Source organism: Zobellia laminariae, assembly GCF_030553095.1.
Classification (GTDB): Bacteria; Bacteroidota; Bacteroidia; order Flavobacteriales; family Flavobacteriaceae; genus Zobellia; species Zobellia laminariae.
Genome location: NZ_CP130738.1, coordinates 4,871,910 through 4,897,206, shown reverse-complemented (window position 1 = coordinate 4,897,206; position 25,297 = coordinate 4,871,910). Strand labels below are relative to the sequence as shown.

The window sequence follows — 25,297 nt, the reverse complement described above, 5'->3', positions numbered from 1 at the left end:
AGATTAATTCCAGTTTTGTAAAATGTGTAGTTGTAATTAGTAAAAAACACAAAATATTACAACTTCTATATAAACAGGTCAATCATATTTATATTGTAGGTAATCCAAAATAAAGGTCAACTTATTGAAGTAAAGAGATTTTGATACTTTTCCAAAATAATTTGTGAGCTGAATTTTGAAAAAACTGAATTTTGAATGGACTCACGGCTCCATTTTTTTTCTGAATTCAGACAATTAAAGTAGTCATCCTCGTTCTCAACTATAAAACCATTTTTACCATTCTCAATTATTTCTTTGGTTCCTCCATGCAGTAAAAGCTAAAACAGGAGTTCCCACAGCACAGCTTTCTAGAGCAGCATTAGGAAAACCTTCGACATACGACCCTTGTAAAAATAAATCGTATTCGCATAAATATTTATCAACATTATCGGTATATGTAATATGAGTAATTTTATCCGATAGACCTAAAGTGTTTATTTGTTTAATTAAATTTTTACGTTCAGGTCCATCGCCAATGATTAGGTAAGAAAAATCTCTTTCCAACCTTGCTAAAACTTTCAAAATTCGATTATGACCTTTTTCTTTACTTAATCTTCCTATTGTAATAAATTTGTTTGGAATCTCACATTTTTTATTATTTACGGAAGCGACCTCACTTGTAATAGGATTTCCAATGACTACAATTTTGCTGTCATTTATATTATATAAAGCTTTAAAATCATTTGCCATATCAGTTGATTGGCACACCACCTTATCTACATTATTAAATGCCCATTTAGATAGAAAATTAGTGCCGGATACGTTTTTGACAGCAAACTTTTGCATAACGCTAACCACACTAGCTTCACGTATAATAAATTTTGTTTTTATAAATAATGGAGATAACAAACCCATAACAGTGTTTAAATGCCCAATGGAACTAAAAACAATGTCTGGTCTTTGCTTAATTAAAAATAAGAAAATGTCGGGTACAGATGATAGCACTCTATTTTTTCCTAGGAATGTCACGCAAGTTTCCCCCGTAGAGAAACTATTATTTGTCTTTTTGCCTGTTATTAGAATACTACAAGAAAACAAATTTTTATTAAGATTTTGAGCAAGAAAGCAGAGAACTTTTTCCGCACCGCCTGTTCCAAGACTTGGTAAAATAAATAAAATTGTTTTTTTCACTATGTAAAAATTAGTTTTTTAGTAAATTTTATGTGATACGGGAGACTTAACAGATGATAAGGATTTTAATTTAATATAAACATAGATAGAGAAAAGCAAGTTGTTGAAAATAAAAAAATAAGTATGACTAGCGGCCATTGAAAGCATAACAATTAATATTATATAAAGTAACTCTGGATTCGTCTTGAAATTTTTGTAGCTTTTTAATAATAAATATAAATATATGAATACAAATAGAACAAAGGGTAAAATACCAGCTTCTCCCAAAACTAAAAGATAGGTATTGTGAATACCGGGTAATGTAGCGTTATGCTTTTGGAACTTCATAAAGCCGTGACCTAAAAAGGGTTTGTCCATTATTAAATCATAGTATAGAGCCCAAGTAGCGGTTCTAGAGTCTTCTTGTAATGTTTCTGTTTCTACGGGACCATCTCCAAAAAAACTTTCTAGGGCTGAAAAACGGTTACTCGCAAAAATTTTAGTGTCGGTAAAAGTAAACACTATAATTAAGACGCTAATACCAATCAAGGGAGCCATAAGATTTTTTCTACTTCTTACTATAGCAATCATGTTAATTAGTAACCATACGATAACGAACGTACGGGATAATGTTAATATACCACCCAAAGTAAAAATGAACTGCCCTAAGAGCATCCATAACTTAGATTTTAATCGATATGTTAGCGCAAAACCAATTAGACATGCAGAACCTGCATAGTTGGGGTTTAAGAAAAATCCGCTAAACCTCCCAATAACCAAATTGTGGGCAGCATTTGTTTCAGGAAATAAAATGGCATTTCCAATAATACTGAATGCGCCAATAAGTAAAATAATAAAGAAATCTTTAGTTTTAGAATGGGCTAGGAGAGGTACTGAGCATATAACAACTATCATGAATCGTGAAGACTCTTTGATAAAAAAATTTGTCGTATCAACTTCTGTATAGTTAAAACTACTAAAACAAAAAAAAATTAAACCAAATAATACGAAAGGAAGCGCTGCCTTTTGACTGGGTCTAGAAAATATAAAATAAACCAAAAGCAGTAGGGAACTCAGATAACTTGCTGCAACTCCTATGCTTGGTCCGTAATAAACCAAGGCGTAAGCAGGAATATTACATAACAATAGAAATAAAAGAATATATTTTATGAATTCTAAAATTCTCATTTAAAAATGTTATCAACGCTAGATTAAAATAATTATTAAAGATTGATGTCTTAAAACAAAACTAACTTTTATATGTTGTTAATTCCAACTCTTGACCTAGTTTTAAATCCCATGCTTCAGGTAAAATTGGTTTGGTACCTCCATCATGATGAAATGTTATTTCTCCAAAATATAATGTTGAATCTACATCGTACCAATCAACTCTGGCATAATCGAAAGGTTCGGAAAGTTTATTTGACAAGAGAACCATTTCATCAAATGTATCAGGTTTTGCAATGTCTTCTTTGCTAGGGTCGGTCTGTTCCCCGTTCTGCTTGGGAGAAGACCATTTGTAAGGTTCTCGGTTCCAGTTAATATCGTACCAATTTCTATAATGTTTTTTGGTCCCCCTTCCCATATCAACCTGAATCATTCTGACTTTACCATTAAAACAATGTAATTTGTAATCAAATGGGATGGCACCTTCTTTATTTATTAATAATTTTTCAACTATTATTGAAGGTTTAATGTTTTTATATTGCCATTCTCTATATTTATCATAGTAATTATGTAACAATCTTTCCTTTAATTCTGACCGAACCTCTACCCAGTTAATATTTTGTTTTTCGTAAATAAAGATACCCCCTCCACTATCATGGTTCGTTTTTATTATACAAGGAGTTAAAGTCAGATTTTCATCGCATATATCCTCTACGTTTTCTGTTTGAAAATAGAGAGGCACCAAATATTCAGATCCTATTTTTTCAATAACGTAATCTCTAACAGCATACTTGTCTGCGCATTGTGTGTGTAGTGGGGTACGATCATTCAGCTTTAACCAGCATATTTTTTCATTTAACGTATTTGGTGGGTTTAACCTTAGTTTTTTGCCCATGTTTTTAAAATAACGGTATTTCTGAAATTGTTTGTCAGGAAAACTGTTTATTAAGGAGTGGAATATGAAACGAAGTCCATTTCCTAAAAGAGTGCCATGATAAAATTTTAAAATGAAAGAATTCATAATTTTTCTAAGTTGAAATTTGTTTCACCATTAGTAACGAATAGATGAAAGAATTAGTGCGGCAACTATTTGGATGAGTTTAAAATTAAGGTTTTAGTCTAGAAAGATAAATTTATTAAAAGTATTTTTACCATTAACGGAGTTAAATAGGTTTGACCAAATTTTTTATGCAGTTGCAATTTCTTTCTTTTTTATATTATAAATATAAAAGAAGGTAAAAGTGTTTTTGAGAATAGCAACTACGGTTGTACTAAATGCGATGCCTAATATCCCATAATATTGCATTAATATATAATCAAGTAAAAAATTAATACCTAGGGCAACAAGAGCTGTGTAGGCCATTATAGAATTTTTATTAATACTTGTCAGAAAATTAACCATTAACATACCCGATATTGCAAATGGTAGATAAATAAGGAAAACTTGTTGTATACTAGAGACTATTTGGGAATCTTTTGAAGTAAATTCTTTTCGTTCAAAAAGTAGACTGACAATTTCTTCTGACCAAAAAACGCCAGCTAGGGCTAGTACACTTACACTTCCAAACACAATTTTCAAAGCTTTGAATAAATTTGCAAATGCCTTTTTTCTATCGTTATGTATTGAGTTAGAAAAGTACGGTAATAATACATTAGATATTGCAATTGTTACAAGGCCAGCAAAAAAAGCAGGAATTTTCAATCCATAATTAATTGCTGCAATAGAACCGATAATGAGTTGTGCGGCAAAAAATTGGTCTATAACGGGATTAAGACCCGTTAATAAACCAGAGCTTACTTTAGCTGGTATTTGCTTGAAAAGAATTTGGATGTTTTTATTTTGAAAATCAGGTAGGTCAAAAAATAGAATTTTCTTTCTAACAGCTATGATGTATAAGTATAGAAGAGATAAAAAAGAGCCCAATAGTGTTCCTAATGCTAATACATTTGTGCCCATTAACTCTTTGAAAAAAGTTAAGCATACAATAACTGTAACAGGCGTAAAAATATTAGCAAAAGTAGATAACCTATATTCATTTGCTATGTTTAGAAGGCCTCCTAATAGAGATGCTAGACCCCAAAACATAACGCAAGGCAACATAATATAGAACTGTTCTTTTACTAAATTATAATAATCATTATCATGACTTGGATAAATTTGCTCTAAAAATACATCGGTCGTTAAATATGCAATTATCATGAAAATGATACCCAAAACAATGGTTATCAAAAAACTAGTACTTTGAAAGGAACCTTTATTACCGTTATTTTTCAATTCGCTAATATAATTAGGAACAAATACGCTTCTGTATGCCCCTAAAAATACATTGTTAATAAAGGTTGGAACTAAAATGGCAATAAAAAAAGTATCTAAAACCTCAGAAAGGCCAAAATTAGCGGCAACCATGGTTTCTTTATAAAAACCAAGACCTTTGATTAAAAATGTAATAAAACTTACTAAAAACAGGTTTTGTAATACAATACTGTTTTTTAAGGGTGATATGATTTTCTTAATTTTTTGAAATATCATAGTGCATTTATCTTTGTACTGAATGCTTTTCTAAAATGAGATTTTCTAGTGTCTCACGCCATTTTTCAACTATTTTATTAGAAGAATAGGGGAGGACAGAAAATTTTGCTTGCTTTCCTAAATCCATACGTAAGGATTCGTTATTAGTGAGTAACTTTATTTTTTTCGCCATTAAACTTATATCATCTATGGGCACCAAATAACCATTTTCTCCATTTCTAATCATTTCTGATGGACCTGTTGGGCAATCCGTAGATATACAAGGCAATCCAAAATACATAGCTTCTAATAGAGCGTTAGGAAAACCTTCAAAACGAGAAGAAAAGGCAAAAATTTTAGAGGTAGAATATAATTTGTCAATTCTTGAAATTCTCCCAAGAAGAAGTACTTTTTGTTCTAAATTATACTTATGAATTAAGTTTTCTAAATGTTTCCTTTTACTACCTTCTCCTGCTATATGAAGCTCCCAATCGTTAATCTTAGCCTCATTAAAAGCCTCAATAAGAATTTCCTGTCCTTTTTGGTTTTCCAGGCTTCCAACATTTAAAATTATATTTTTCCTTTCTATTCCGTAATCATATTTGAAATCAGGGTTGATAGGATTGGGAATAACAATCATTTTTTTTTCCTTAATGAAAGAATCATAAAATTTTGCAACTCTGTCTGTTTGAACTATCAAGCGGTCAGATGCAGGATAAACGTATCTTCGTAGTATCTTCCAAAATAAATTAAGGTTGTTTTTTTGTGCAAAAGGGTTATTCCTTTCGCTAATTATTACAGGTACTCTTGCTCTCTTAGTTGCAATAGTGGCTAGAATATTGGTAGAAGTCATGAAAGCAATACATGCATCAATATTGTATCTTTTTAAATTTTTATAAATTATGTTCTGAAGTTTGTAGTTTAACTTTAGGGATGAAATAAAATTTGGACTAGGTTGTAAATTAACTAAAGCAGGAACAACTGTTATTTTATTATTTAATTTATAAAAACTAGGTGTATTGGTCAAAGTGAAAATGTAGACCTGATAATTTTTAATTAATTCATTACTTAAAATACTTACCACTCTTTCTGCTCCACCGGAAGCCATTGAATGGATTACAAAAGCAATATTTCTTTTTTCCATAAAGGATACTAATTTTAGAAAACATAAGATTGATGACGCAAGATTAGGAAAAAGAAAGAAGAAATCGCATTAATTTTTTCAAAGATATGACTCTAACTTTGATGAGTTATTTTTATTATTATCGTAATTTAAAAAAAACATGGTAATAATTTGATTTTTTTACACTTTCATAGAAGAAAGTTAAAGATTTTATGTAGTCTAGAAATATTTATCTCGTCATTTAGAAAGGCTATAAAGAAAGCTTTCGAGATTGGTGTAACCATCATTATTGTAATCTTGATTTGCATCACTTGGATTGGTAGGGTCCAGATTATTTGCTATTTCCCAAACATCTGCCATTCCGTCTTTATCTTTATCATAATTAGATTGTCTTTCAATTGAAATTATAATAGGAAAACCTCCAACAACATCTTCACTTCGAGGGCCACAAATACCCGTTCCGTTTCTATATTCACTTAATATTCTAGAATCTATTATGTTGGGATTAATTCTGTTACCCACATCTGTAAGTAATGCATTTTCAAGTTGTTCAGATGGTAATGGATTATATAAAGATGTATTATGAAATTTACTTGACCGTTCCCATTGTTTCCACTTTGAATTTTTAAATCCATGGGGATTTAATGTTCCAATTTCAATATTATCAGAGGAATATAAACGTCCTGATGATGCATCGGGTGAAACAGGTCCTGATTGATATCTTAGATTGGTTTGTTCTGGAACAGCTGTGCCCATTTTATATGCATTACTGATAATGTCTACTTTAGTTCCTTGTACAATTGTAGTTGGGCGCGAATAATTGTAAATAATATTATTTATGAATTCAAAACTTTCATTAGTGTACCCATAAGTCGTTTCTGGTATTCTGTTAGGGGTATTGGCCCATAAATTTCTAAGTATTGAAAGTTTAGAAATATTTCGTCCTATTAATATACCATAATGATTTAAAGGTTCAGCTATTAAACAGTTTTGAACTGTTATATTTTCTATAGATGAGCTTTCTTTGCTTGCATCGAGAGCAACATTTTCATCCTTAGACCAAGATAAACTTAGATGATCAAATATTACGTTTCTTATATGAACATTAGGAGATTGAGTCACAATTTTAATGCAATCAGCGTCTTTGTGAGCAGCAGTACCGGGGCGTATATTTAAATATCTTATTATAACCTCACTAGTTTCCACATAGACACTAGCGCCACGAATAGTTATACCATCACCTGTGGCTGTTTCTCCTGCAATGGTGATATAAGGATCACTTATAAAACAGTCGTATTTGAGATCAATATATCCAGAAATATCAAACACTATAGTTCTAGGACCTTTTATTTCCCTTATGCCATAGACTAAACTACCCTTACCACTGCTGTTAAGATTTGTTACATGATATACAAAGCCACCTCGACCGCCTACTGTATTTTTTCCAAAACCTTCCGCTCCGGGAAAAGCTTTTAATTCGCCCATGTCTTTGATAATGGTTACACTGGCTTCTTGGGTTTCTATTTCACCTTCTTTATTTTCAACTTCTACAGTATAAGTAAAGGTTTCTTCAATTGGTTCTTCTTCTTCTTCTTCTTCTTGTTCTTTGATTTTTTCAAGTCCTATTGTCCCGTTTGTCTCTTCTTCCGTTTCTGAAGGTTCTTCAATTTCCGATTTTTGTTGATTTTCGAGTACTGGTATTTCGTTAGGGATAGATTGTTTTTCTTCGGTATTTATAACTTCATCAGGAGCATCTGAAGGATTTGGGTAATAAGTCAGAGTCTTATCAGTATTAATCACGATTAACCCATTATCTGGTTGACTTGTCTCAATAATGTCAACTTTATCGGTATCTATAAATGAATCGTTAATTAATACATCTAAAACCGTACTTTCTTGAGAATTAATTAAAAATTTATCACTAATTACTAAGTTGGCCGTAAGCTTAGCCTGTTGTACATCAGATACAACCAAATCAGCTAAGAGGTCAGTATCTTGGCTACAGGAGAGTAAAAAAGTTAACGTATAGGCAGCTAGTATCAATCGAGCATATTTAGAGCGATGAAGTTTCATAAGTAGGTTAAGATTTTTCTTAAGAGATTTGGGTCTCTTTGATAGGGAACGGGATTTAAATAGGTTTAAACTATTTTGAGAAATATTGAATTTGGGTTTCAATAAGCTCACTTTAAATTACACTCCCTTTTATTTATAGTTACATTTTTTTCGGATTATAAGTTAATAACAAATGTTAGATGCGTTTGGTATTGGAATTATACTAAATTGGATGAACTGCACATTAAAAGTAAATAATATGCAGTTAATCGATATTATATTGAAAAAGTTAAAAGAAAATTATTTTAATAACTTAAATCAGATAGTTGATAAATAATAATTATGCGGCTGATACGATAATAAGTTATTAATAATACTTATTCACTAAAATTTTCTGTAGAGGATAATCTTTGATGCATATATATAATTATATACACTCTAAACATTAGAATATTATTATCTATGGAAAGTTTATTGTTAGATGCTAAGTGAATTCTGATTTTAGTAGGGATAAGTTTTATTAATGTGGATTTTAACCAACTTTTATACTTATTTTTTGTTGTATGAGTTTTATTTATTTGACTTTTTTTAATAATCATATGTAAAAATTCTTCTGAAAAGATTTCTTTTGCATATGGTGAAGACAACTCCTTTGTTATATATGATAATACTTCAGATGAGCTAAGAATATTTTGAGGATCTGAAGTAGCGCTCTTAGTCGCATATTTTAATTTAGGTTTTAGATTTTTAGTGATTTTTTTAAATAGAAATTTGTCTGTTCTTAATTTATCCGGTAGATTTTGAACTGTGGTTATAATATTATCTGACATTAATGGAGTTATTTGTTCCACATAACCCAGTTTTAAATCAGAAAGGGCACTCAGAACTGTAGGTATTCTGAACTGATGATATAGTCTATCTCTCCAAGTATCTAGACTTTCATCTTTGCCTTGAAGCATATAACTAGGTATCAATTGCTCTGGAATACCATAATTTTTATAATTTTTTTCAAGTTGACGAAATCTTCGCAATGAGCACAGCCAATATTATATCTAACTCTTAAGGGAGATGCAACATCAACCCAACCAAAACCCTCATCACCTCTAATAATGCCTTTGACACCATTTTCGAATAATTTTTTCCAAACAAAAAAGCCATCGGTATAACCAGATATATGATCAATTCTACCTTCCCCATTGTCTAGAAAACGTTTCAAAATTAATTCGGGAGAAGAAATGTTTGAGTCTATCGGGAAATAGTTATGATTAGTACCAACAATTTTTGACACCTTTTCTGCAACGGATGCATCGTTGCCTTCAGAAAGCATAGCATTCTTTGTTCCCCAAGTAATTGTGTTTATAGATTTTATGTTATTTACAGAGTCTTTAAGTAGATATAAAATAGCACGACTATCATAACCTCCAGACAAAGGAAGAACCCAATTATCATAATTAATGGTTAAAGATGAAAATGTAGATTTTATAGATTCAAACAATTGACTTTTATGATATTTGAAACTTTCATTATTTTTAATGAACTTGGTAGCTATATATTCTTCTGTTAGGTTCCAATTTATTTTATTTAGAAGGACATGTCCTTTCGGTTTTAAGCGTTTTATACGTTTATCCCAAGAGAATTCAGGGCCTAGAGTACCTGAAGACAACATCCAAGGAATTATGTTTTCATTAAACTCAAAATTTTCTAGATGTAATATTATTGCTTTTTGAGAGGTTGATGTTATAAATATATTCTCATCAAAATAGTACCAAAGTGTCCGTGAACCAACATTATCAGATAATAGTTCTGTAGTTTTTTCATTTTCTCTTATGATAGCATAACTGCCGTCTAATATATTTTCATAAGCGTTGAACCAATCATTTTCACTCTTGCAGTATCCCAATAAAATACAAGCCTCTTTAGTTTCTACATTGTCTACTGGATTAACAATAGAGTAAAATGTTTTGTTTTCAGAGTAAATAAAAGGAGGATTAGCTTCAATATTTTCGGGTTCAATTAGCTTACTGATTTTAAACAGTTTTTTTGAGATATTGCCAGATGGATTACTTCGGTATTTAATGTAAATGAGTTTTGACACTTTCTAAAATATTTGATTCAAATTAAAATCACTATATGGCCTTTGCCAAAATCTATATGTATTTTCTGCTAATTTAGTTACTTAATTAAAAAAACGAATACTTCACCTCGTTAGTATTGGAATTCGATGACAAAAAAATATTTTTTTAATTTTTTCTCAAAAAAAAACTCTTTGTCATTTGACAAAGAGTTTTTTTTTGAGAAATTAATATACTAATGATTCCAGTTTATTGATACGTTACTGTTTTTTGTGGGGTTATACCCGCCAGAGTATAATAATGGATGATCATTTGGTTCTTTTAATATGAAAGAACCTGAAATATTTTTCACCGTGAAAGAACCTCCAGCACTTGGTGCGTTGATCTCCATAAATGGCACATTTTTAGAGTATTCAATATAGAAATTATCAAAGACAAAATTACCTAAGGTATTATTGGTAGATTCAGCTTGAAGCCCAATAGGTGAATCGGAATGTGAGGAAACAACATTTCTGGCCTCACAATCCTTGAAAATTGCTTTATAGCCATTTGCTGATTTTCTGGAGAAGATAATTCTTCCTCGACTCCCATTAAATTTTATTCTTTCAAATCGAATTTCTCCATTTACAGGATTTGGTTTTTGACCGCCTCCAATATAAATTTCTGTGGTACTTACACCACTTTCTGGTGATGCACCATTATTTTGAAACTCACTGTCTTTAACGGTTATTGAAATTGGTAAGGAACCAGAATCTAATTTAATAGTAGATAATTGAAATCCATAGCTGTCGTTACCCGAAAATGTACAATTGGAAAAATTTATATTTGTTAACCTTTCAAAATCTTCATCTGGCTCCAAGTCTACTCCAGCCTCAGGCTTTCTTCCACTTGATTTTAAAAAACTGGAGTTTTTTACGTTTATATTATGACCACTGGTAATAGTCAACCCTTGTCTACGATTATTTTGAGAAGTCAACCCTGTAAGGTTAATATTTTCAGAAAATGTCTTGCTAGAACTTCGTGTAATGAAAATCCCATCCCCTCCAGAATCTTTAATCGTCAAATTACTTATACTAACATCTTTCCCTCCATAGATACTAATTCCGTGACGTCCTTCTCCGTTAGTATACTCAGATTTATTCATTTGGAATATAGCTCCGTTACCTTCTATGGTTACATTACTTGGGTTTGCCATTTGAAATAACTGAGCGTTAGATGCCCCAAATGCACCTTTTTTTGCCCTTAAGACTACTCCTGCTTCAAAAACAATAGTCATGTCTCTTAGATTAAAAAATTTCATTGGTTGAATGACCCAATCACTACTCTGTTTGTCTACAACAATATAACTGTTGCCAGAAGTTATAGCAGCTTCAAAAGCAGCTGTTGCATCACCGGATTTAAAACCAAAACTAGAAGCTAATACAGCATTTGACGGATAGTTACCTGAACTTCCTCCAGTATCTCCACCACCAGTATCTCCACCACCAGTATCTCCACCACCAGTATCACCACCACCAGTATCACCACCTCCAGTATCTCCACCACCAGTATCTACAGGCCTTTCGTTTACATTTACCTCAATTGTGGTAGCGTGGGTCAAACCTTCCTCATCTTTCACAGAAAGTTCAACTTGATAGGTGCCAGCTTCAGCAAAAGTGTGTGATGGGTTTTTAGTAGTTGTAGTAGAACCGTCTTTGAAATCCCAGAAATATCCTTTTATTCCTTTATCATCTTTCGAGTTCCATGCCTTAAGCTCTACTGTTAAAGGGGCATAACCTGTTAATGGGCTACCAGAAGCAACGGCTACAGGAGCTTCATTTTGCGTCTCTGTTATGGTAATAGTGGTCGTATCCGAGTTCTTTAGGCCTTCTTCATCGGTAACTGTTAGCAATACCGCATATGTTCCTTCTTTAGTAAAAGAATGGGAAGGGTTGGAACTGGTTGAAGTACTACCGTCTTTAAAATCCCAAAAGTAGTTTTTAATTGCTTTATCATCTGTAGAGCTGCTGCCATTAAATTTAATTTCTAAAGGAGCCTCTCCTTCTGAAATATTTGCAGACGCTTTTGCCGTTGGGGCTGCGTTTTCCTTTTCAGTAACCGTAATGGTCACTGTATCGGTATCTTCTAATCCGTCCTTATCTTTCACAGTTAACAATACTTCGTAAGTGCCAGCCTTAGTGAATGAATGAGATGTTGAAGAAGAACTTCCCTTGTCCCCATCCTTGAAATCCCATATATAACTATCTATTTCATTATCATCAGAAGATCCCTTGCCATCAAAACTAACTTTTAAAGGAGCCTCACCAGATGTTGGTGTTGCTTTAGCTACAGCACTAGGGGCGTTATTTTCTTTAGCGGTAACTGTAATGGTTACCGTATCGGTATCTTCTAATCCGTCCTTATCTTTCACAGTTAACAATACTTCGTAAGTGCCAGCTTTAGTAAAGGAATGCGATGTTGAAGAAGAACTTCCTTTGTCACCATCCTTAAAATCCCAAGTATAACTGGTAATTTCATTATCATCAGAAGATCCCTTGCCATCAAAAGTAACTTTTAAAGGAGCCTCACCAGATGCTGGTGTTGCTTTTGCTACAGCTTTAGGGGCTTTGTTTTCACTTGGCTTTACTGTGATGGTAGTTTCTTCTGTATCAATTTTTCCTTGAGCATCTTGTACTGTTAGGGTTACTTTAAATGTACCCGCTTTTTCAAATGTATGAGAAGGGTTTGATTCATTAGATGAATTACCATCGCCAAAATTCCATCCATAATTTTTTACCTCTTGGTCGTCACTAGAATTATTACCAGTAAAACTCACTTTTAGAGGAGCGGTTCCTGAAGAAGGAGCTGCATCTACCACGGCAATAGGGGATTGATTTTCAACAGGAATCACTACAGGAGGCTTTATTTCATCTTCTTCTTCCTCTTTAGGAGTCTCAACAGGAGTTTCTTCCTCCTCTTTTGGAGTTTCAGCTTCCTGCTCTGTTTCCTCTTTAGGAGTCTCTGCAGGTGTTTCTTCCTCTTTCTTTGGAGTTTCAGCTTCCTCCTCTGTTTCTTCTTTAGGGGTCTCTGCAGGTGTTTCTTCCTCTTCCTTTGGGGTTTCAACTTCTTCCTCTGTTTCCTCTTTAGGAGTCACTACAGGTGTTTCTTCCTCATTCGGAGTTTCAGACTCTGAAGAGATTTCATCTTCATTATTTTCGTCAGATACGGGGTCTGGGGTAGGAGAAATTGAAGTGGGAGTTTCGTTTTCCGAAATTATAGCTTCAGCATCTTGTGGAGCACTATAGGTAACAACAAGTTTTGGTCCTTCTTTTGTATCATGCTCTTTAGATGCAAACGCTAAATCATTACCGTCTTCATGTTTAAGCACTAAAGTAATTACTTCTGTTCCTACTTTTTCTTCATCAAGAATAATTTCTTGAGTCTGATTAACTTGGTAAATTTTATTCGTGGAGCCAAGTAATGTGTCCGATTGTGGTGCTGTATTTTCCGTAATGCTATGTTCGGACCAATCTGTTGAATCTCCTTTTAATATAGATATGGTTCCATGACCGTCATCATTACTGATCGTAAATTCAAAATGAATCTCTTCTAAGCTTCCACCAATAGAATCGATTTCACTTAAATCAAACATAATATAGCTTTCTCTACTACCTTCTTCAAGTCTAATCAAGTCTTGGTTGTATCCTTTGCCACTCTGTAAATGTGCATCATGAATAGGGGTGAACACAGTAGTCCTGGTTTCATACACTATTTCTTCAAGTATTTCCTCTTCTTCAACAACTAGAATTTCTTCTTCTAGAATTTCCTCTTCCACAATTTCTTCGGAAGTGTCTTTGCCTTCAGCTTCTTCAATTATTGTAGACGGGTCATTTAAAACAGCGTCTTTTAAAAGCTCGTTGTCTTTTGTACATGAAATGATAATAAGTAGAAAAATAAATACAAATCCTATAAAAGATTTGTTTGAAGTAGTGGGGTGAAATTTCATAAGTGGGCTAAAAAGTTAAATTTTCTTAAAAACTATAGAGTCCTAAATTATTCCAAAGTCGTTTAAAAGCATATTTTATCGATTAAATGCAAGCAGCCAAAAATAGAAACAAATTGCTAGCATTTGGTTTTTTCGATGAAAAATATTTAAAAATCGATGAAATACATTAAAAAGTGTTAAAATCGACCCTTTGTCGAATACTAGATACAGTACGATAAAATGTCTTGCTTTAGACGTTTACGTTTTATGTTTTTAACGTTTTGTTAGGAGTTTAATCGATGAAGTGCATAAAACTGTTAATTTTTCTGACATTTTTCTGAGTATTTTGACCATGTTAGAAATGAAGATTTCAGTAGGACTTAATTTATTGCGCTTTTGAAAATTGATTTTCTTTAAGGGTTTTGGAAAGGGGCGAAGGGATAGAATAATTAATGTAATAACACATTATAAGATAGACTTAGTTATCTATAAATGGAAGTATGTATTCAAATTTTAGAAATAAAAAAAGGGTTTAATACATTGTATTAAACCCTAGATGGAATTTACTTTGAGGTGACTTGTGTTACAGTCTACCGTCTACTTTATCTTTTAAAATACTTTTGACATCGTATATTAGGCCATCTGTCTTTAATGAGTCTCTTAGATTAAGATTAAGAAATTCTTTGTGAGCAACCGTCAAAACAACAACATCAAATTTTTCTTCGGGTAGCGTAGATACCATATCTAGATTAAGTTCCTTTTTAACTTCTTCTTTGGAAGCCCAGGTCAAATATGGTTAATTCAGTACCATAACTCTTTAAGTTATTTATAACATCAACAGCTTTTGTATTTCTAACATCAGGGCAATTTTCTTTAAATGTTATACCAAGAATAAGAATGTTGGCTCCTTTGATTTTGATATCGTTTTGAACCATTAACTTTATAACTTCAGAAGCAACATATTTACCCATACCGTCATTCATGCGACGACCGGCTAATATAATTTCTGGATGATAACCATATTCTTGAGCCTTTTGAGCTAAATAATAAGGATCTACACCTATACAATGACCACCAACTAGGCTAAGGTTTAAATGGAAGAAAATTCCATTTGGTTCCCGCAGCTTCTAGAACAGCAGTTGTGTCAATATCCATTAAATTAAAAATTTTAGCCAATTCGTTTACAAAAGCAATATTGATATCTCTTTGCGAATTTTCAATAACCTTTGCAGCTTCTGCAACTCTAATACTTGGCGCTAAATGTGTGCCGGCTTTAATGACGGAAGCATAAAGGGCATCAACTTTTTTTCCAATAGCAGGGGTAGAGCCAGAAGTTACTTTAAGAATTTTTTCTACCGTATGTTCTTTGTCTCCTGGGTTTATTCGTTCAGGAGAGTATCCTACAAAAAAGTCTTCGTTGAACTTTAATCCACTTACTCGTTCTAGAACAGGAACACATTCATCTTCTGTTACTCCAGGATAGACAGTAGATTCGTAAATGACTAAATCTCCTTTCTTTAATACTTTTCCTACTGTTTCACTCGATTTATAAAGCGGTGTCAAAATAGGTCTGTTTGTACTGTCAACAGGTGTTGGTACTGTTACAACATAATAGTTGCAATCTGCAATATCTTCTAAGTTAGAGCTACAGTGAAGACCCTTATCAAACTTAGGCGTGCTTTGTAGGACAGCTTTTAAATCTTCATCGCTTACTTCAAGCGTATTGTCTTTACCAGATTGAAGTTCTTCAATCCTTTTTTGGTTTATGTCAAAACCTATTACAGGATATTTGGTAGCGAACAGACGTGCTAACGGAAGTCCAACATAACCCAAACCGATAATTGCTATTTTAGATGTGCTCATACTTTACTTTTTATTTTAAATTGTTCCAATACCAATCCATTGCCGATTTCAAACCCGACTTAATGTCGTACTGTGGATTGTAACCTAAGTTCTTACGGGCTTTATCAATGGAAGCCAAAGAGTGGGGTACATCTCCCTGTCTTTCTGGACCATAAGTCACTTGAATATCCCCAATTTTGGAATCGTAAGTGCTTAAGTATTGTTTTAATAATTCAACTAATTCTTTTAAGTCCGTACGTTCACCGTAGGCAACATTGTAAACGGTATTAACCGCGTCTTTATTGTCTGTCAAAAGTGCTCTAATATTCATTTCCACGACATTATCTATGTACGTAAAATCTCTTGAAAAACTTCCGTCACCATTAATAACCGGTGATTCATGATCCATTAATTGCATAGTGAACTTTGGAATCACCGCGGCATAGGCACCATTAGGATCTTGCCTTCTACCAAAGACATTGAAATAACGTAGCCCTATGGTTTCAATTCCGTACGTTTTTGAAAATACATCCGCATAAAGCTCATTTACATATTTTGTAATGGCGTATGGCGATAATGGTTTTCCAATAATGTCTTCAACCTTAGGCATTGATTTTGAATCCCCATAGGTAGAGGAGCTGGCCGCATAGACAAAGCGTTTTATTTTGGCATTCCGAGCGGCAACCAACATATTTAAAAAACCAGATACATTAACGTCATTACTAGTGATAGGGTCGTTTATAGATCTTGGTACAGATCCTAACGCTGCTTGATGTAATACATAATCTGCATTTTTACAAGCTGTTTCGCAATCATTTAGTTCACGAATGTCTCCTTCAATCAAGGTGAAATTTTCGCTACTAAGAAAAGGTTTTATATTTTCACGTTTACCGGTAGCAAAATTATCAAGGCAAATAACCTTATTACCATTTTGCAATAGCGCTTCGCATAGGTTAGACCCAATGAATCCGGCACCTCCGGTAACTAAAATTGTGTATTCGGATGGAAAATTAAGTTTTTCGAGTAACATTAAATCTTTAATTAAAAATATTAGTAGTTAAAACTGCGAAATTCAATATGGTTTGAATTTAATCAAGCGGTTGTGAAATGTAATAAAATTAGTGTGCAACAAGTAATTTTCTGTCAAAAATTCTATTTCCAACTTATAAACGCATAATCTTTATAAATCTTATGAAATTGTTAAAGTTTAAATAGAAATAAAAATACATTTAAAAAACATGTATTCTCAAGCTCTTACGGAGACTTTACTTCTATGGTTTGTTCAATTACTTATGCGGATTTATTTTTTATAATACCCCTTATACCAATCAACAAAATTTTGAACACCATCTGCAACTGAAGTGTTTGGCTGATAATCATAATCTCTAATAAGATCATCAACATCTGCCCACGTACGTTCCACATCACCCGGTTGCATAGGCATGAGTTCCTTTTCTGCTTTTTGTCCCATGCTATTTTCAATAGCCTCTATAAAATCAGTCAGTTTAACAGCATTATTATTTCCAATGTTGTAAATTTTGTACAAATCTCTGTCTTCTACTGACTGGGTAAGTGTACGGACGACTCCCTCTACGATATCATCAACATAGGTGAAATCTCTTTCCATCTTACCGTGGTTGAAGACTTTTATAGGTTTACCGTTAGCTATGGCGTCAGTAAAAAGGAATAAAGCCATATCTGGTCTACCCCAAGGTCCGTAAACAGTGAAAAAACGAAGTCCGGTTGTCGGAATATTAAACAAATGGCTATAAGTATGCGCCATTAGTTCATTACTCTTCTTCGTTGCTGCATAAAGGCTAATTGGATGGTCTACATTGTCTGTAGTTGAAAAAGGAATTTTTTCATTTAAACCATACACACTAGAACTACTAGCATAAACTAGATGCTTTACTTTATTATGTCTGCAACATTCCAATAAATTTAAATAACCAACGACATTACTGTCTATGTACGTTTCTGGATTTTCAATACTGTAGCGAACGCCAGCTTGAGCAGCTAAATTACAAACTCTATCAATTTTCTCTTCTTTAAAAAGTAGGGGTAGGGCTTCTCTATCCTCCAAGTTCATTCGAACAAAAGAAAATTTATCTCCATAAATAGAACCGTAACATTTTTTGTGAAAAATTTCAGCATCGCTCTGGTTAATACCCAATTGTTTCAATCGGGCATACTTTAGGTTTACATCATAATAATCATTGATGTTATCTAACCCTACGACTTCGTATCCTTTTTTTAGGAGTTTTTCGCAAAGATGATATCCTATAAAACCGGCCGCACCGGTGACAAGAATTTTCATGATTGTCCAATTTTATAATATTGGAAACCTTTTGCTTCCATTTCTTGTTGTGATAATAGACGACGACCGTCAAAAACAAATGCTGGTTTTAGCATTTTTGTAAAAATCGTTTCCCAAGAATAGGCTTTAAATTCATCCCATTCCGTTAGAATAGCAATAGCATGAGCATCTTGCACGGCATCCATTGGATCTGTAACTACAGTTAAAAGTCTTCTATTTTCTTTCGGAGACCTAGTTTCTAAATAATCTAAATCTGCATAAATTCTTTCTGCAGAAACTTTTGGGTCATATACCACAATCTCTGCTTTTTCTTCAAGCAAAGCATCAGCAATATCAATAGCTGCAGATTCTCTAGTATCGTTGGTATCTTTTTTAAATGCCCATCCGAAGAAAACTATTTTTTTACCAGAAACCGTATTGTATAAAGTAGAGATGATATTCTCGGCAAAACGTCTTTTTTGATAATCGTTCATGATTATCACTTGTTCCCAATAGTCGGCAACTTCGTTAAGACCGAAACTTCTTGATATGTATACCAAATTCAAAATATCCTTTTGAAAACATGAACCTCCAAAACCAACAGAAGCATTAAGAAATTTTGACCCAATTCTACTATCTGTTCCAATAGCTCTAGATACTTCGGCAATATTAGCGTCAGTGCGTTCGCATAAGGCAGAGATAGCATTAATGGAAGAAACTCTTTGTGCTAAAAATGCGTTAGCAACTAATTTTGAAAGTTCCGAAGACCAAACATTTGTTTGAAGTATACGCTCTTTTGGTAACCAATGTGCGTAAATTGAACTTAATGTGTCTTTTGCTTCCTACCAGAAGGTGTTTCATCACCACCAATAAGCACACGGTCTGCATTTAAAAGATCTTCTACCGCTGTTCCCTCGGCTAAAAACTCAGGATTTGAAAGAATTTCAAATTTCACTCCGTTACCTGTATTTTCTAGAATACTTTTTATAGCACTAGCAGTTCTAACAGGTAAGGTAGATTTCTCTACTACTATTTTATCTGTTTTAGCTATTTTGGCAATATTACGGGCGCATAGCTCTACAAATTTTAAATCTGCAGCTTGCCCTTTTCCTTTTCCGTATGTTTTTGTAGGAGTATTTACTGATATAAAAATAATTTCAGCTTCATCAATAGCTTTATCTACTTCCGTAGTAAAAAAGAGGTTTTTACCTCTTGTTTTTTCAACAATTTCCTTAAGTCCTGGCTCGTAAACAGGTAAATTGTCTAGGTTGGAATCATTCCATTGGTCAATTCTTGCTTGGTTAATGTCCACAACAGTAACCGTAATTTCAGGGCACTGGCTAGCAATAACTGACATTGTTGGTCCACCTACATATCCTGCACCTATACAGCATATTTTATTTACTTTTTTCATGACTGGGTTCATTTTATTTGATTGCAAAGATTACTAAATAACTCAAAACTTCCTTGTATTTTCTCGGTTAAAAAGATATTATTAAGACAATGTGTTCAAAATGGGATTTTTTAAGACGTAATAATAATCATATTACTAAATACTAATGTTTAATTAAATATGTTATAGTACAACGTCATAAGTTGTGCGAAATTATATACGACGAGTATGTTAAATAAGACTATGAACCTTTCAACTTATATATTTGGAGTTCGTAGTTTTTTGATGAAAAATCACCTTTAGTTTAACACATTGTATTTATATTCGTGGAAATATTATATCAATATTGAATAATTCATTCTTTATTAGTGGTTCAAAAGTATTTGACACTAATTTAATAGGATATCAAATATAAGAAATGAAGAGAATATTAATTACCGGAGCAGCGGGTTTCTTAGGGTCTCACTTGTGTGATCGTTTCATAAAGGAAGGTTATTATGTAATAGCCATGGATAATCTTATTACCGGGGACTTACGTAATATTGAGCATTTATTCAAGTTAGAAAATTTTGAATTTTACCATCATGATGTTACAAAATTCGTGAGTGTTCCTAAAGCTAGATTATATATTACATTTTGCATCGCCCGCCAGTCCAATAGATTATTTAAAAATTCCTATCCAGACTTTAAAAGTGGGTGCTTTAGGTACTCATAATCTTTTGGGCTTGGCTAAGGTTAAAAAAGCTAGGATTTTAATAGCATCCACTTCTGAGATATATGGAGACCCTTTAGTGCATCCTCAAACTGAGGAATACTACGGAAACGTAAATACTATAGGGCCAAGAGGTGTATATGATGAAGCAAAAAGGTTTCAGGAGTCAATTACTATGGCTTATCACCGCTTTCATGGTCTGGAAACACGTATTGTACGAATTTTCAATACTTATGGACCTCGAATGCGTTTAAATGACGGAAGGGTTATACCTGCATTTATAGGACAGGCATTAAGAGGTGAGGATTTAACTATATTTGGTGATGGAAGTCAAACTCGCTCTTTCTGCTATGTGGACGATGAAGTGGAGGGTATTTACAGACTTTTACTTAGTGATTATGTATTTCCGGTAAACATTGGTAATCCACATGAGATTACGATTAAAGATTTTGCAGAGGAAATTGTAAAGTTAACAGGAACGAATCAAAAAGTGATTTACAAACCTTTGCCACAAGATGATCCTATGCAGCGACAGCCGGATATTTCAAAAGCAAAGGAAATTCTAGGGTGGGAACCAAAAGTCTCTAGGTCAGAAGGAATGAAAAAAACATATGAGTATTTTAAATCCTTACCAGAAGAAGAGCTGTATAAAAAAGAACATAAAGACTTCAAGGATTACAACAAAATTTAATTTATTGAGGAAAAAGAGATACAAACAAAAGGAGCTAATCTAAATATTTATGATTGCTCCTTTTGTTTGTATGGTATTATTTTGCTCTTTGGTTTTAAGATAATAATCTTTGGTACTATAAAGTTTAGCTACGTTGTAGGTAATAGATCTATCTTTTTATTTATATCGTAGTTATGTAAAACTAATTGAATATGTGAGTTACACTATTTATGCGATTAGCCGAATTTTTTAGACATACAACAAGATTAATTAAAAGTATAAAAGTTAAAGTTTAGATTTGTATTCAATAATCAAAAAGAACTTTTTAGTAATTTTTAGATTATATTTATATGTTTGGCTTTCTTTTTTAAATAAAAGGTGGCACCCCCAAATAAAATGAACTATAAACCTATTTCAATTGAAAACAATTACAAAAGATAAGATATGGCTGTCTTCACCCCATATGGGCGGGGGCGAACAAAAATATGTTCAAGAAGCCTTCGATACGAATTGGGTAGCTCCTTTGGGTCCTAATGTAGACAACTTCGAAAAATCTATTAACAAGTTTTTAGGAGGTAGTAGTCATGTTGCGGCACTTAGTTCAGGTACTGCTGCCATTCACTTGGCTTTGGAGCTTTTAGGGGTTACTAGAGATGACGAAGTTATTTGTCAAAGTTTCACTTTTTCAGCATCAGCAAACCCTATAATGTATCTTGGTGCAAAACCAATATTTGTAGATAGCGAAAAAGATACATGGAATATTTCTCCAAAATTACTTGAAGAGGCTATAGAGGACCGAATAGCGAAGGGTAAAAAACCGAAGGCAATTGTGGCGGTACACTTATACGGTATGCCTTATAAGGTAGAGGAAATAGCTCAGATTTCTGAAAAATATGGTATTCCAGTAGTTGAAGACAGTGCAGAAGCATTAGGTAGTCGCTTTGAAAATCAGAAATGCGGTACTTTTGGTGCAATAGGTATTCTATCGTTCAATGGTAATAAAATTATCACCACTTCTGGTGGTGGAGCTTTGATTGCTAAAGATGAAGCCATAAAGAACAAAGCAGTATTCTTGGCAACTCAAGCAAGAGACGATGCACCACATTACCAACATTCTTCCGTAGGATACAATTATAGGATGAGTAATATTCTTGCGGGTATAGGTCGTGGTCAAATGGAGGTACTTCAAAATCGCGTTGATCAAAGAAGATTCAATTACTGTTTTTATAAAAAACATCTAGGTCATCTTCCTGAAATAGAATTTTTAGAAGAACAAGATGGATATTATTCAAATAGATGGTTGACTTGTGTTCTAATGCCTTCATTTGCAATTAGGGAAAAAATTCGGTTAGCTTTATTAGAAGAGAATGTAGAATCAAGACCACTTTGGAAGCCTATGCATTTACAACCGGTTTTTGCTGAATTCCCTAACTATAGTGATGGTACATCTGAAGACCTTTTTAATAGAGGACTTTGTTTACCTAGTGGCTCTAATCTTTCGCAGGAAGACCTAGAAAGAATTGTAGCGCTTATTTTAACCAAAATTTAATCTGATGATAAAAGGATATTTAGTAAATAATGCTCACAAATATGCATCTAAATGGCTTGTTTTGTCTATAGATGTGGTAATGATAGCTATTTCTTTTGTGTTGTCTTACATCATAAGGTTTAATCTTACTTTGGATTTTGACCTTGATAAGCTTTTTGTGCAATTACCAATTATATCTTTAATTGCATTGGCGTCGTTTGTTTTTACTGGCTCCTATAAAGGGGTAGTGAGACATACGGGTGTTAGGGATGTTTATAACATATTCAATGCAATTTGCCTATCTAGTATTTTATTGATATCAATGGTTTTGTTTAATCGTGAACTAGGGGTTTTTGAAAACTTTACTGTTCCATTAGGTATCATTATTATTCATAGTTTGTTAAGTTTTGTTGCCCTTACAGCTTCTAGATATGTGTTTAAGTCGCTATACAGCAATTTTATGGCTCGCGATTTTAAGGTTAATAAAAATGTTTTAATTTTTGGTGCTGGGGAGTCTGGAATATTAACGCAGAGTGCTCTTGTCAACCATTCTAAGAGTAGGGTGAGAGTTGTTGGTTATGTAGATGAAGATGTTAAAAAAATTGGAAAGCAGATAAATGGAGTAAAAGTTTTTGATAAGGACGTACTTAATAGAGAGTTTATTCTGAAAAATAGTATTTCAGAAGTTATTTTTTCAATTCAAAATATAGACCCTAAAGGTCTTAAAGAGCTGGTTGAAGGTCTTGTAGATTTTCCTGTCCAGGTTAAAATTGTACCTCCAGTAGAGCAGTGGATTAATGGAGAGCTTAAGGTTTCACAAATTAAACAGGTTCAAATTGAAGATCTTTTAGATAGAGCTCCAATTAACATTAAAAACTCTAAAATATCAGAGGAGGTTAAAAACAAGGTTGTTCTTGTTACCGGTGGTGCCGGGTCTATAGGAAGTGAAATTGTACGTCAAGTGTGTACATACGATTATAAATCACTTATTATTATAGATCAATCGGAATCTGCACTATACGATTTGCAACAAGAGTTAAAGCAAAATGGCTTTCATAATTTTATGCCTATCGTAGGAGACGTACGAGATAAAAATCGATTAAATAATCTTTTTCAAGAATATAAACCAGACATTGTATTTCATGCTGCAGCTTATAAGCATGTACCGTTGATGGAATACAATGCTTACGAAGCTATTAAAATTAATGTTGCAGGTACAAAAGTGGTTGCAGACTTATCAATCAGTCATAATGTGGACAAGTTTATCTTCATCTCAACTGATAAGGCCGTAAACCCAACTAATGTTATGGGGGCTACAAAGCGAATTGCAGAGATGTATATTAGCTGTATGCAACAAAAGGGAAAAACCAAGTTTATTACTACACGTTTTGGAAATGTTTTAGGTTCGAATGGTTCAGTTATTCCTCTTTTCAAAAAGCAAATAGATAAAGGAGGTCCTTTAACGGTTACACATGAAAATGTAACTAGATTTTTTATGACTATACCAGAGGCTTCTCAGCTAGTACTGGAGGCTGGGGCCATGGGTGACGGTGGTGAAATATTTATTTTTGATATGGGTGAGTCCGTAAAAATATTTGACTTAGCAAAAAACATGATCAAACTTTCAGGTCTTAAATATCCTGAAGACATTGATATTAAAATAACTGGTTTACGTCCAGGAGAAAAATTATACGAAGAGTTGTTGGCGAATGGGGAAAATACTTTGCCTACCTACCATAAAAAAAATTATGATTGGTAAAACAAGAGAGCTTGATTATGTTTCTGTAAGATCAAGAATTGACGAACTTTGTGTATCTAATATGTTCTTCAACGAAAGTACGGTTAGTTTAATGAAAGAGATAGTTCCAGAATTTATTTCAAATAACTCGGAACTATGTTTATTAGATAAGAAGAAAGAAAATAAGACTAAGAATCATCCCCTTAAAAAAGTCTTATAACCTTTTAATTTGCTATTATTGCACCAAAATATAAAACACTATGTCCATAAAAAAAATGATTTCAAGTAAAGTTTTCAGGTCTTTAAACACGGGTATTCTTCTGTTAATTGTATCTGTTGTTTTGTTGTCTTCTTGTGCTACCAAAAAGGAAGTAGTGTATTTTCAGAATACGGGAGATTTTGAAACCCTAGTAGATAAGAATAGTTTCACGCCCAAATTCAAAGTCGATGATTTAGTTAGTATTTATGTGTCAACATTAGATAGTGAGGCAAGTGCTCCGTTTAACTTGTTCAGAGGTTCTTCAGAAGGGGGAGCCGCCCAGAACAGGTTGATTATTTAGTAGATAAAGACGGTTCCATAGATTTTCCAGTCGTTGGTAAAGTTAAGATAGCAGGTCTTTCAGGTGAAGAAGTGAAGGCTCTACTTAGAGATAAACTTTCTGATTACCTTAAGGAACCTATCATAAATATTAGGCTAAGAAACTTTACTATTTCAGTGCTAGGTGAGGTGCATAGGCTCAACATATCCTGTAGATGGAGAGCGAATTACAATCATGGAAGCCCTAGGTTTTGCTGGAGATTTGACGATTAAAGGTAAACGTGAGAACGTTATGGTTATTCGTGATTTTGATGGTACAAAAGTTTATACTAGAATAGACCTTACAAAAAAGGAGGCACTTAGCTCACCGGTTTATTATTTGACACAAAATGATGTGGTTTATATTGAGCCAAATAAATCGGCAATTACTGCTTCTGCTTTGGATAATAGAGCCACAATAGCTGTGTCAATTGCTTCTATACTTATAACTGGCACCATTCTTTTAATTACAAGAACAACGAACAACTAAGTTAAAGTAGGTATA

At 33.1% G+C, this 25,297-nt stretch carries 15 protein-coding genes and 4 pseudogenes; 6 read left to right on the top strand and 13 right to left on the bottom strand.

What is annotated here, in order from left to right:
* Nucleotides 1-282: 282 nt before the first annotated feature.
* The 13 genes and pseudogenes from Q5W13_RS23515 to Q5W13_RS23455 form a co-directional block, all read right to left on the bottom strand.
* Nucleotides 283-1,170, bottom strand: a complete 888-nt coding sequence (locus Q5W13_RS23515) for a glycosyltransferase (RefSeq protein WP_304444766.1) — start codon at nt 1,168-1,170, stop codon at nt 283-285.
* Nucleotides 1,171-1,188: 18 nt separating this feature from the next.
* Nucleotides 1,189-2,064 (bottom strand): O-antigen ligase family protein, encoded by an 876-nt coding sequence (locus Q5W13_RS23510; RefSeq protein WP_304444765.1) that lies wholly within the window; start codon nt 2,062-2,064, stop codon nt 1,189-1,191.
* 334 nt (nt 2,065-2,398) lie between these two features.
* Nucleotides 2,399-3,337: an ATP-grasp fold amidoligase family protein gene (locus Q5W13_RS23505; RefSeq protein WP_304444764.1), complete on the bottom strand. Its 939-nt coding sequence runs from the start codon at nt 3,335-3,337 to the stop codon at nt 2,399-2,401.
* Between the two features lie 165 nt (nt 3,338-3,502).
* Complete coding sequence (murJ, locus tag Q5W13_RS23500; protein WP_304444763.1) at nt 3,503-4,846, bottom strand: murein biosynthesis integral membrane protein MurJ; 1,344 nt, start codon at nt 4,844-4,846, stop codon at nt 3,503-3,505.
* Nucleotides 4,847-4,853: 7 nt separating this feature from the next.
* Nucleotides 4,854-5,969 (bottom strand): glycosyltransferase family 4 protein, encoded by a 1,116-nt coding sequence (locus Q5W13_RS23495; RefSeq protein WP_304444762.1) that lies wholly within the window; start codon nt 5,967-5,969, stop codon nt 4,854-4,856.
* A 216-nt stretch (nt 5,970-6,185) separates the two neighbouring features.
* A complete protein-coding gene (locus Q5W13_RS23490) occupies nt 6,186-7,991 on the bottom strand; it encodes an Ig-like domain-containing protein (protein WP_304444761.1) in 1,806 nt (601 codons plus the stop codon).
* A 386-nt stretch (nt 7,992-8,377) separates the two neighbouring features.
* Nucleotides 8,378-8,959 carry a hypothetical protein gene (locus tag Q5W13_RS23485; protein WP_304444760.1) on the bottom strand — a complete coding sequence of 194 codons (582 nt, stop codon included), beginning with the start codon at nt 8,957-8,959 and terminating at the stop codon, nt 8,378-8,380.
* Between the two features lie 11 nt (nt 8,960-8,970).
* Nucleotides 8,971-10,095, bottom strand: a complete 1,125-nt coding sequence (locus Q5W13_RS23480; RefSeq protein ID WP_304444759.1) for an asparagine synthase-related protein — start codon at nt 10,093-10,095, stop codon at nt 8,971-8,973.
* Nucleotides 10,096-10,307: 212 nt separating this feature from the next.
* Entirely contained in the window at nt 10,308-14,057 is a 3,750-nt protein-coding gene (locus tag Q5W13_RS23475; protein WP_304444758.1) for a PKD domain-containing protein, read from the bottom strand.
* Between the two features lie 562 nt (nt 14,058-14,619).
* Nucleotides 14,620-15,899 (bottom strand): annotated as a pseudogene (locus Q5W13_RS23470) (nucleotide sugar dehydrogenase).
* Between the two features lie 10 nt (nt 15,900-15,909).
* Entirely contained in the window at nt 15,910-16,908 is a 999-nt protein-coding gene (locus Q5W13_RS23465) for an SDR family oxidoreductase (RefSeq protein ID WP_304444757.1), read from the bottom strand.
* Nucleotides 16,909-17,178: 270 nt separating this feature from the next.
* Nucleotides 17,179-18,195: an NAD-dependent epimerase gene (locus Q5W13_RS23460; RefSeq protein ID WP_304444756.1), complete on the bottom strand. Its 1,017-nt coding sequence runs from the start codon at nt 18,193-18,195 to the stop codon at nt 17,179-17,181.
* Nucleotides 18,192-19,588, bottom strand: a pseudogene (locus Q5W13_RS23455) (nucleotide sugar dehydrogenase). The gene Q5W13_RS23460 and the pseudogene Q5W13_RS23455 overlap by 4 nt, the downstream one beginning before the upstream one ends.
* A 397-nt stretch (nt 19,589-19,985) precedes the next feature.
* Between Q5W13_RS23455 and Q5W13_RS23450 the strand changes: the two are divergent.
* From Q5W13_RS23450 to Q5W13_RS25560, 6 genes and pseudogenes are all read left to right on the top strand, one after another.
* Nucleotides 19,986-20,970: pseudogene (locus tag Q5W13_RS23450) on the top strand (UDP-glucuronic acid decarboxylase family protein).
* Between the two features lie 442 nt (nt 20,971-21,412).
* Nucleotides 21,413-22,498, top strand: a complete 1,086-nt coding sequence (locus Q5W13_RS23445; protein ID WP_304446568.1) for a DegT/DnrJ/EryC1/StrS family aminotransferase — start codon at nt 21,413-21,415, stop codon at nt 22,496-22,498.
* A 4-nt stretch (nt 22,499-22,502) separates the two neighbouring features.
* A pseudogene (locus Q5W13_RS23440) lies at nt 22,503-24,435 on the top strand (polysaccharide biosynthesis protein).
* A 40-nt stretch (nt 24,436-24,475) separates the two neighbouring features.
* Complete coding sequence (locus Q5W13_RS25570; RefSeq protein WP_368662359.1) at nt 24,476-24,775, top strand: hypothetical protein; 300 nt, start codon at nt 24,476-24,478, stop codon at nt 24,773-24,775.
* 17 nt (nt 24,776-24,792) lie between these two features.
* Nucleotides 24,793-25,026 (top strand): polysaccharide biosynthesis/export family protein, encoded by a 234-nt coding sequence (locus Q5W13_RS25565; protein ID WP_368662588.1) that lies wholly within the window; start codon nt 24,793-24,795, stop codon nt 25,024-25,026.
* The gene (locus tag Q5W13_RS25560; RefSeq protein WP_368662358.1) at nt 24,938-25,282 is read left to right on the top strand and encodes a polysaccharide biosynthesis/export family protein; all 345 of its coding nucleotides are present in this window, start codon (nt 24,938-24,940) and stop codon (nt 25,280-25,282) included. The genes Q5W13_RS25565 and Q5W13_RS25560 overlap by 89 nt, the downstream gene beginning before the upstream one ends.
* Nucleotides 25,283-25,297: the final 15 nt, after the last annotated feature.

Excerpts from the sequence above, each read along its gene's own strand:
- Q5W13_RS23510 (WP_304444765.1), bottom strand. The coding sequence starts at position 2,064 with ATGATAGTTGTTATATGCTCAGTACCTCTCCTAGCCCATTCTAAAACT.
- Q5W13_RS23505 (WP_304444764.1), bottom strand. The coding sequence starts at position 3,337 with ATGAATTCTTTCATTTTAAAATTTTATCATGGCACTCTTTTAGGAAAT.
- murJ (WP_304444763.1), bottom strand. The coding sequence starts at position 4,846 with ATGATATTTCAAAAAATTAAGAAAATCATATCACCCTTAAAAAACAGT.
- Q5W13_RS23495 (WP_304444762.1), bottom strand. The coding sequence starts at position 5,969 with ATGGAAAAAAGAAATATTGCTTTTGTAATCCATTCAATGGCTTCCGGT.
- Q5W13_RS23485 (WP_304444760.1), bottom strand. The coding sequence starts at position 8,959 with ATGCTTCAAGGCAAAGATGAAAGTCTAGATACTTGGAGAGATAGACTA.
- Q5W13_RS23475 (WP_304444758.1), bottom strand. The coding sequence starts at position 14,057 with ATGAAATTTCACCCCACTACTTCAAACAAATCTTTTATAGGATTTGTA.
- Q5W13_RS23465 (WP_304444757.1), bottom strand. The coding sequence starts at position 16,908 with ATGTTACTCGAAAAACTTAATTTTCCATCCGAATACACAATTTTAGTT.
- Q5W13_RS23460 (WP_304444756.1), bottom strand. The coding sequence starts at position 18,195 with ATGAAAATTCTTGTCACCGGTGCGGCCGGTTTTATAGGATATCATCTT.
- Q5W13_RS23445 (WP_304446568.1), top strand. The coding sequence starts at position 21,413 with ATGGGCGGGGGCGAACAAAAATATGTTCAAGAAGCCTTCGATACGAAT.
- Q5W13_RS25570 (WP_368662359.1), top strand. The coding sequence starts at position 24,476 with ATGTCCATAAAAAAAATGATTTCAAGTAAAGTTTTCAGGTCTTTAAAC.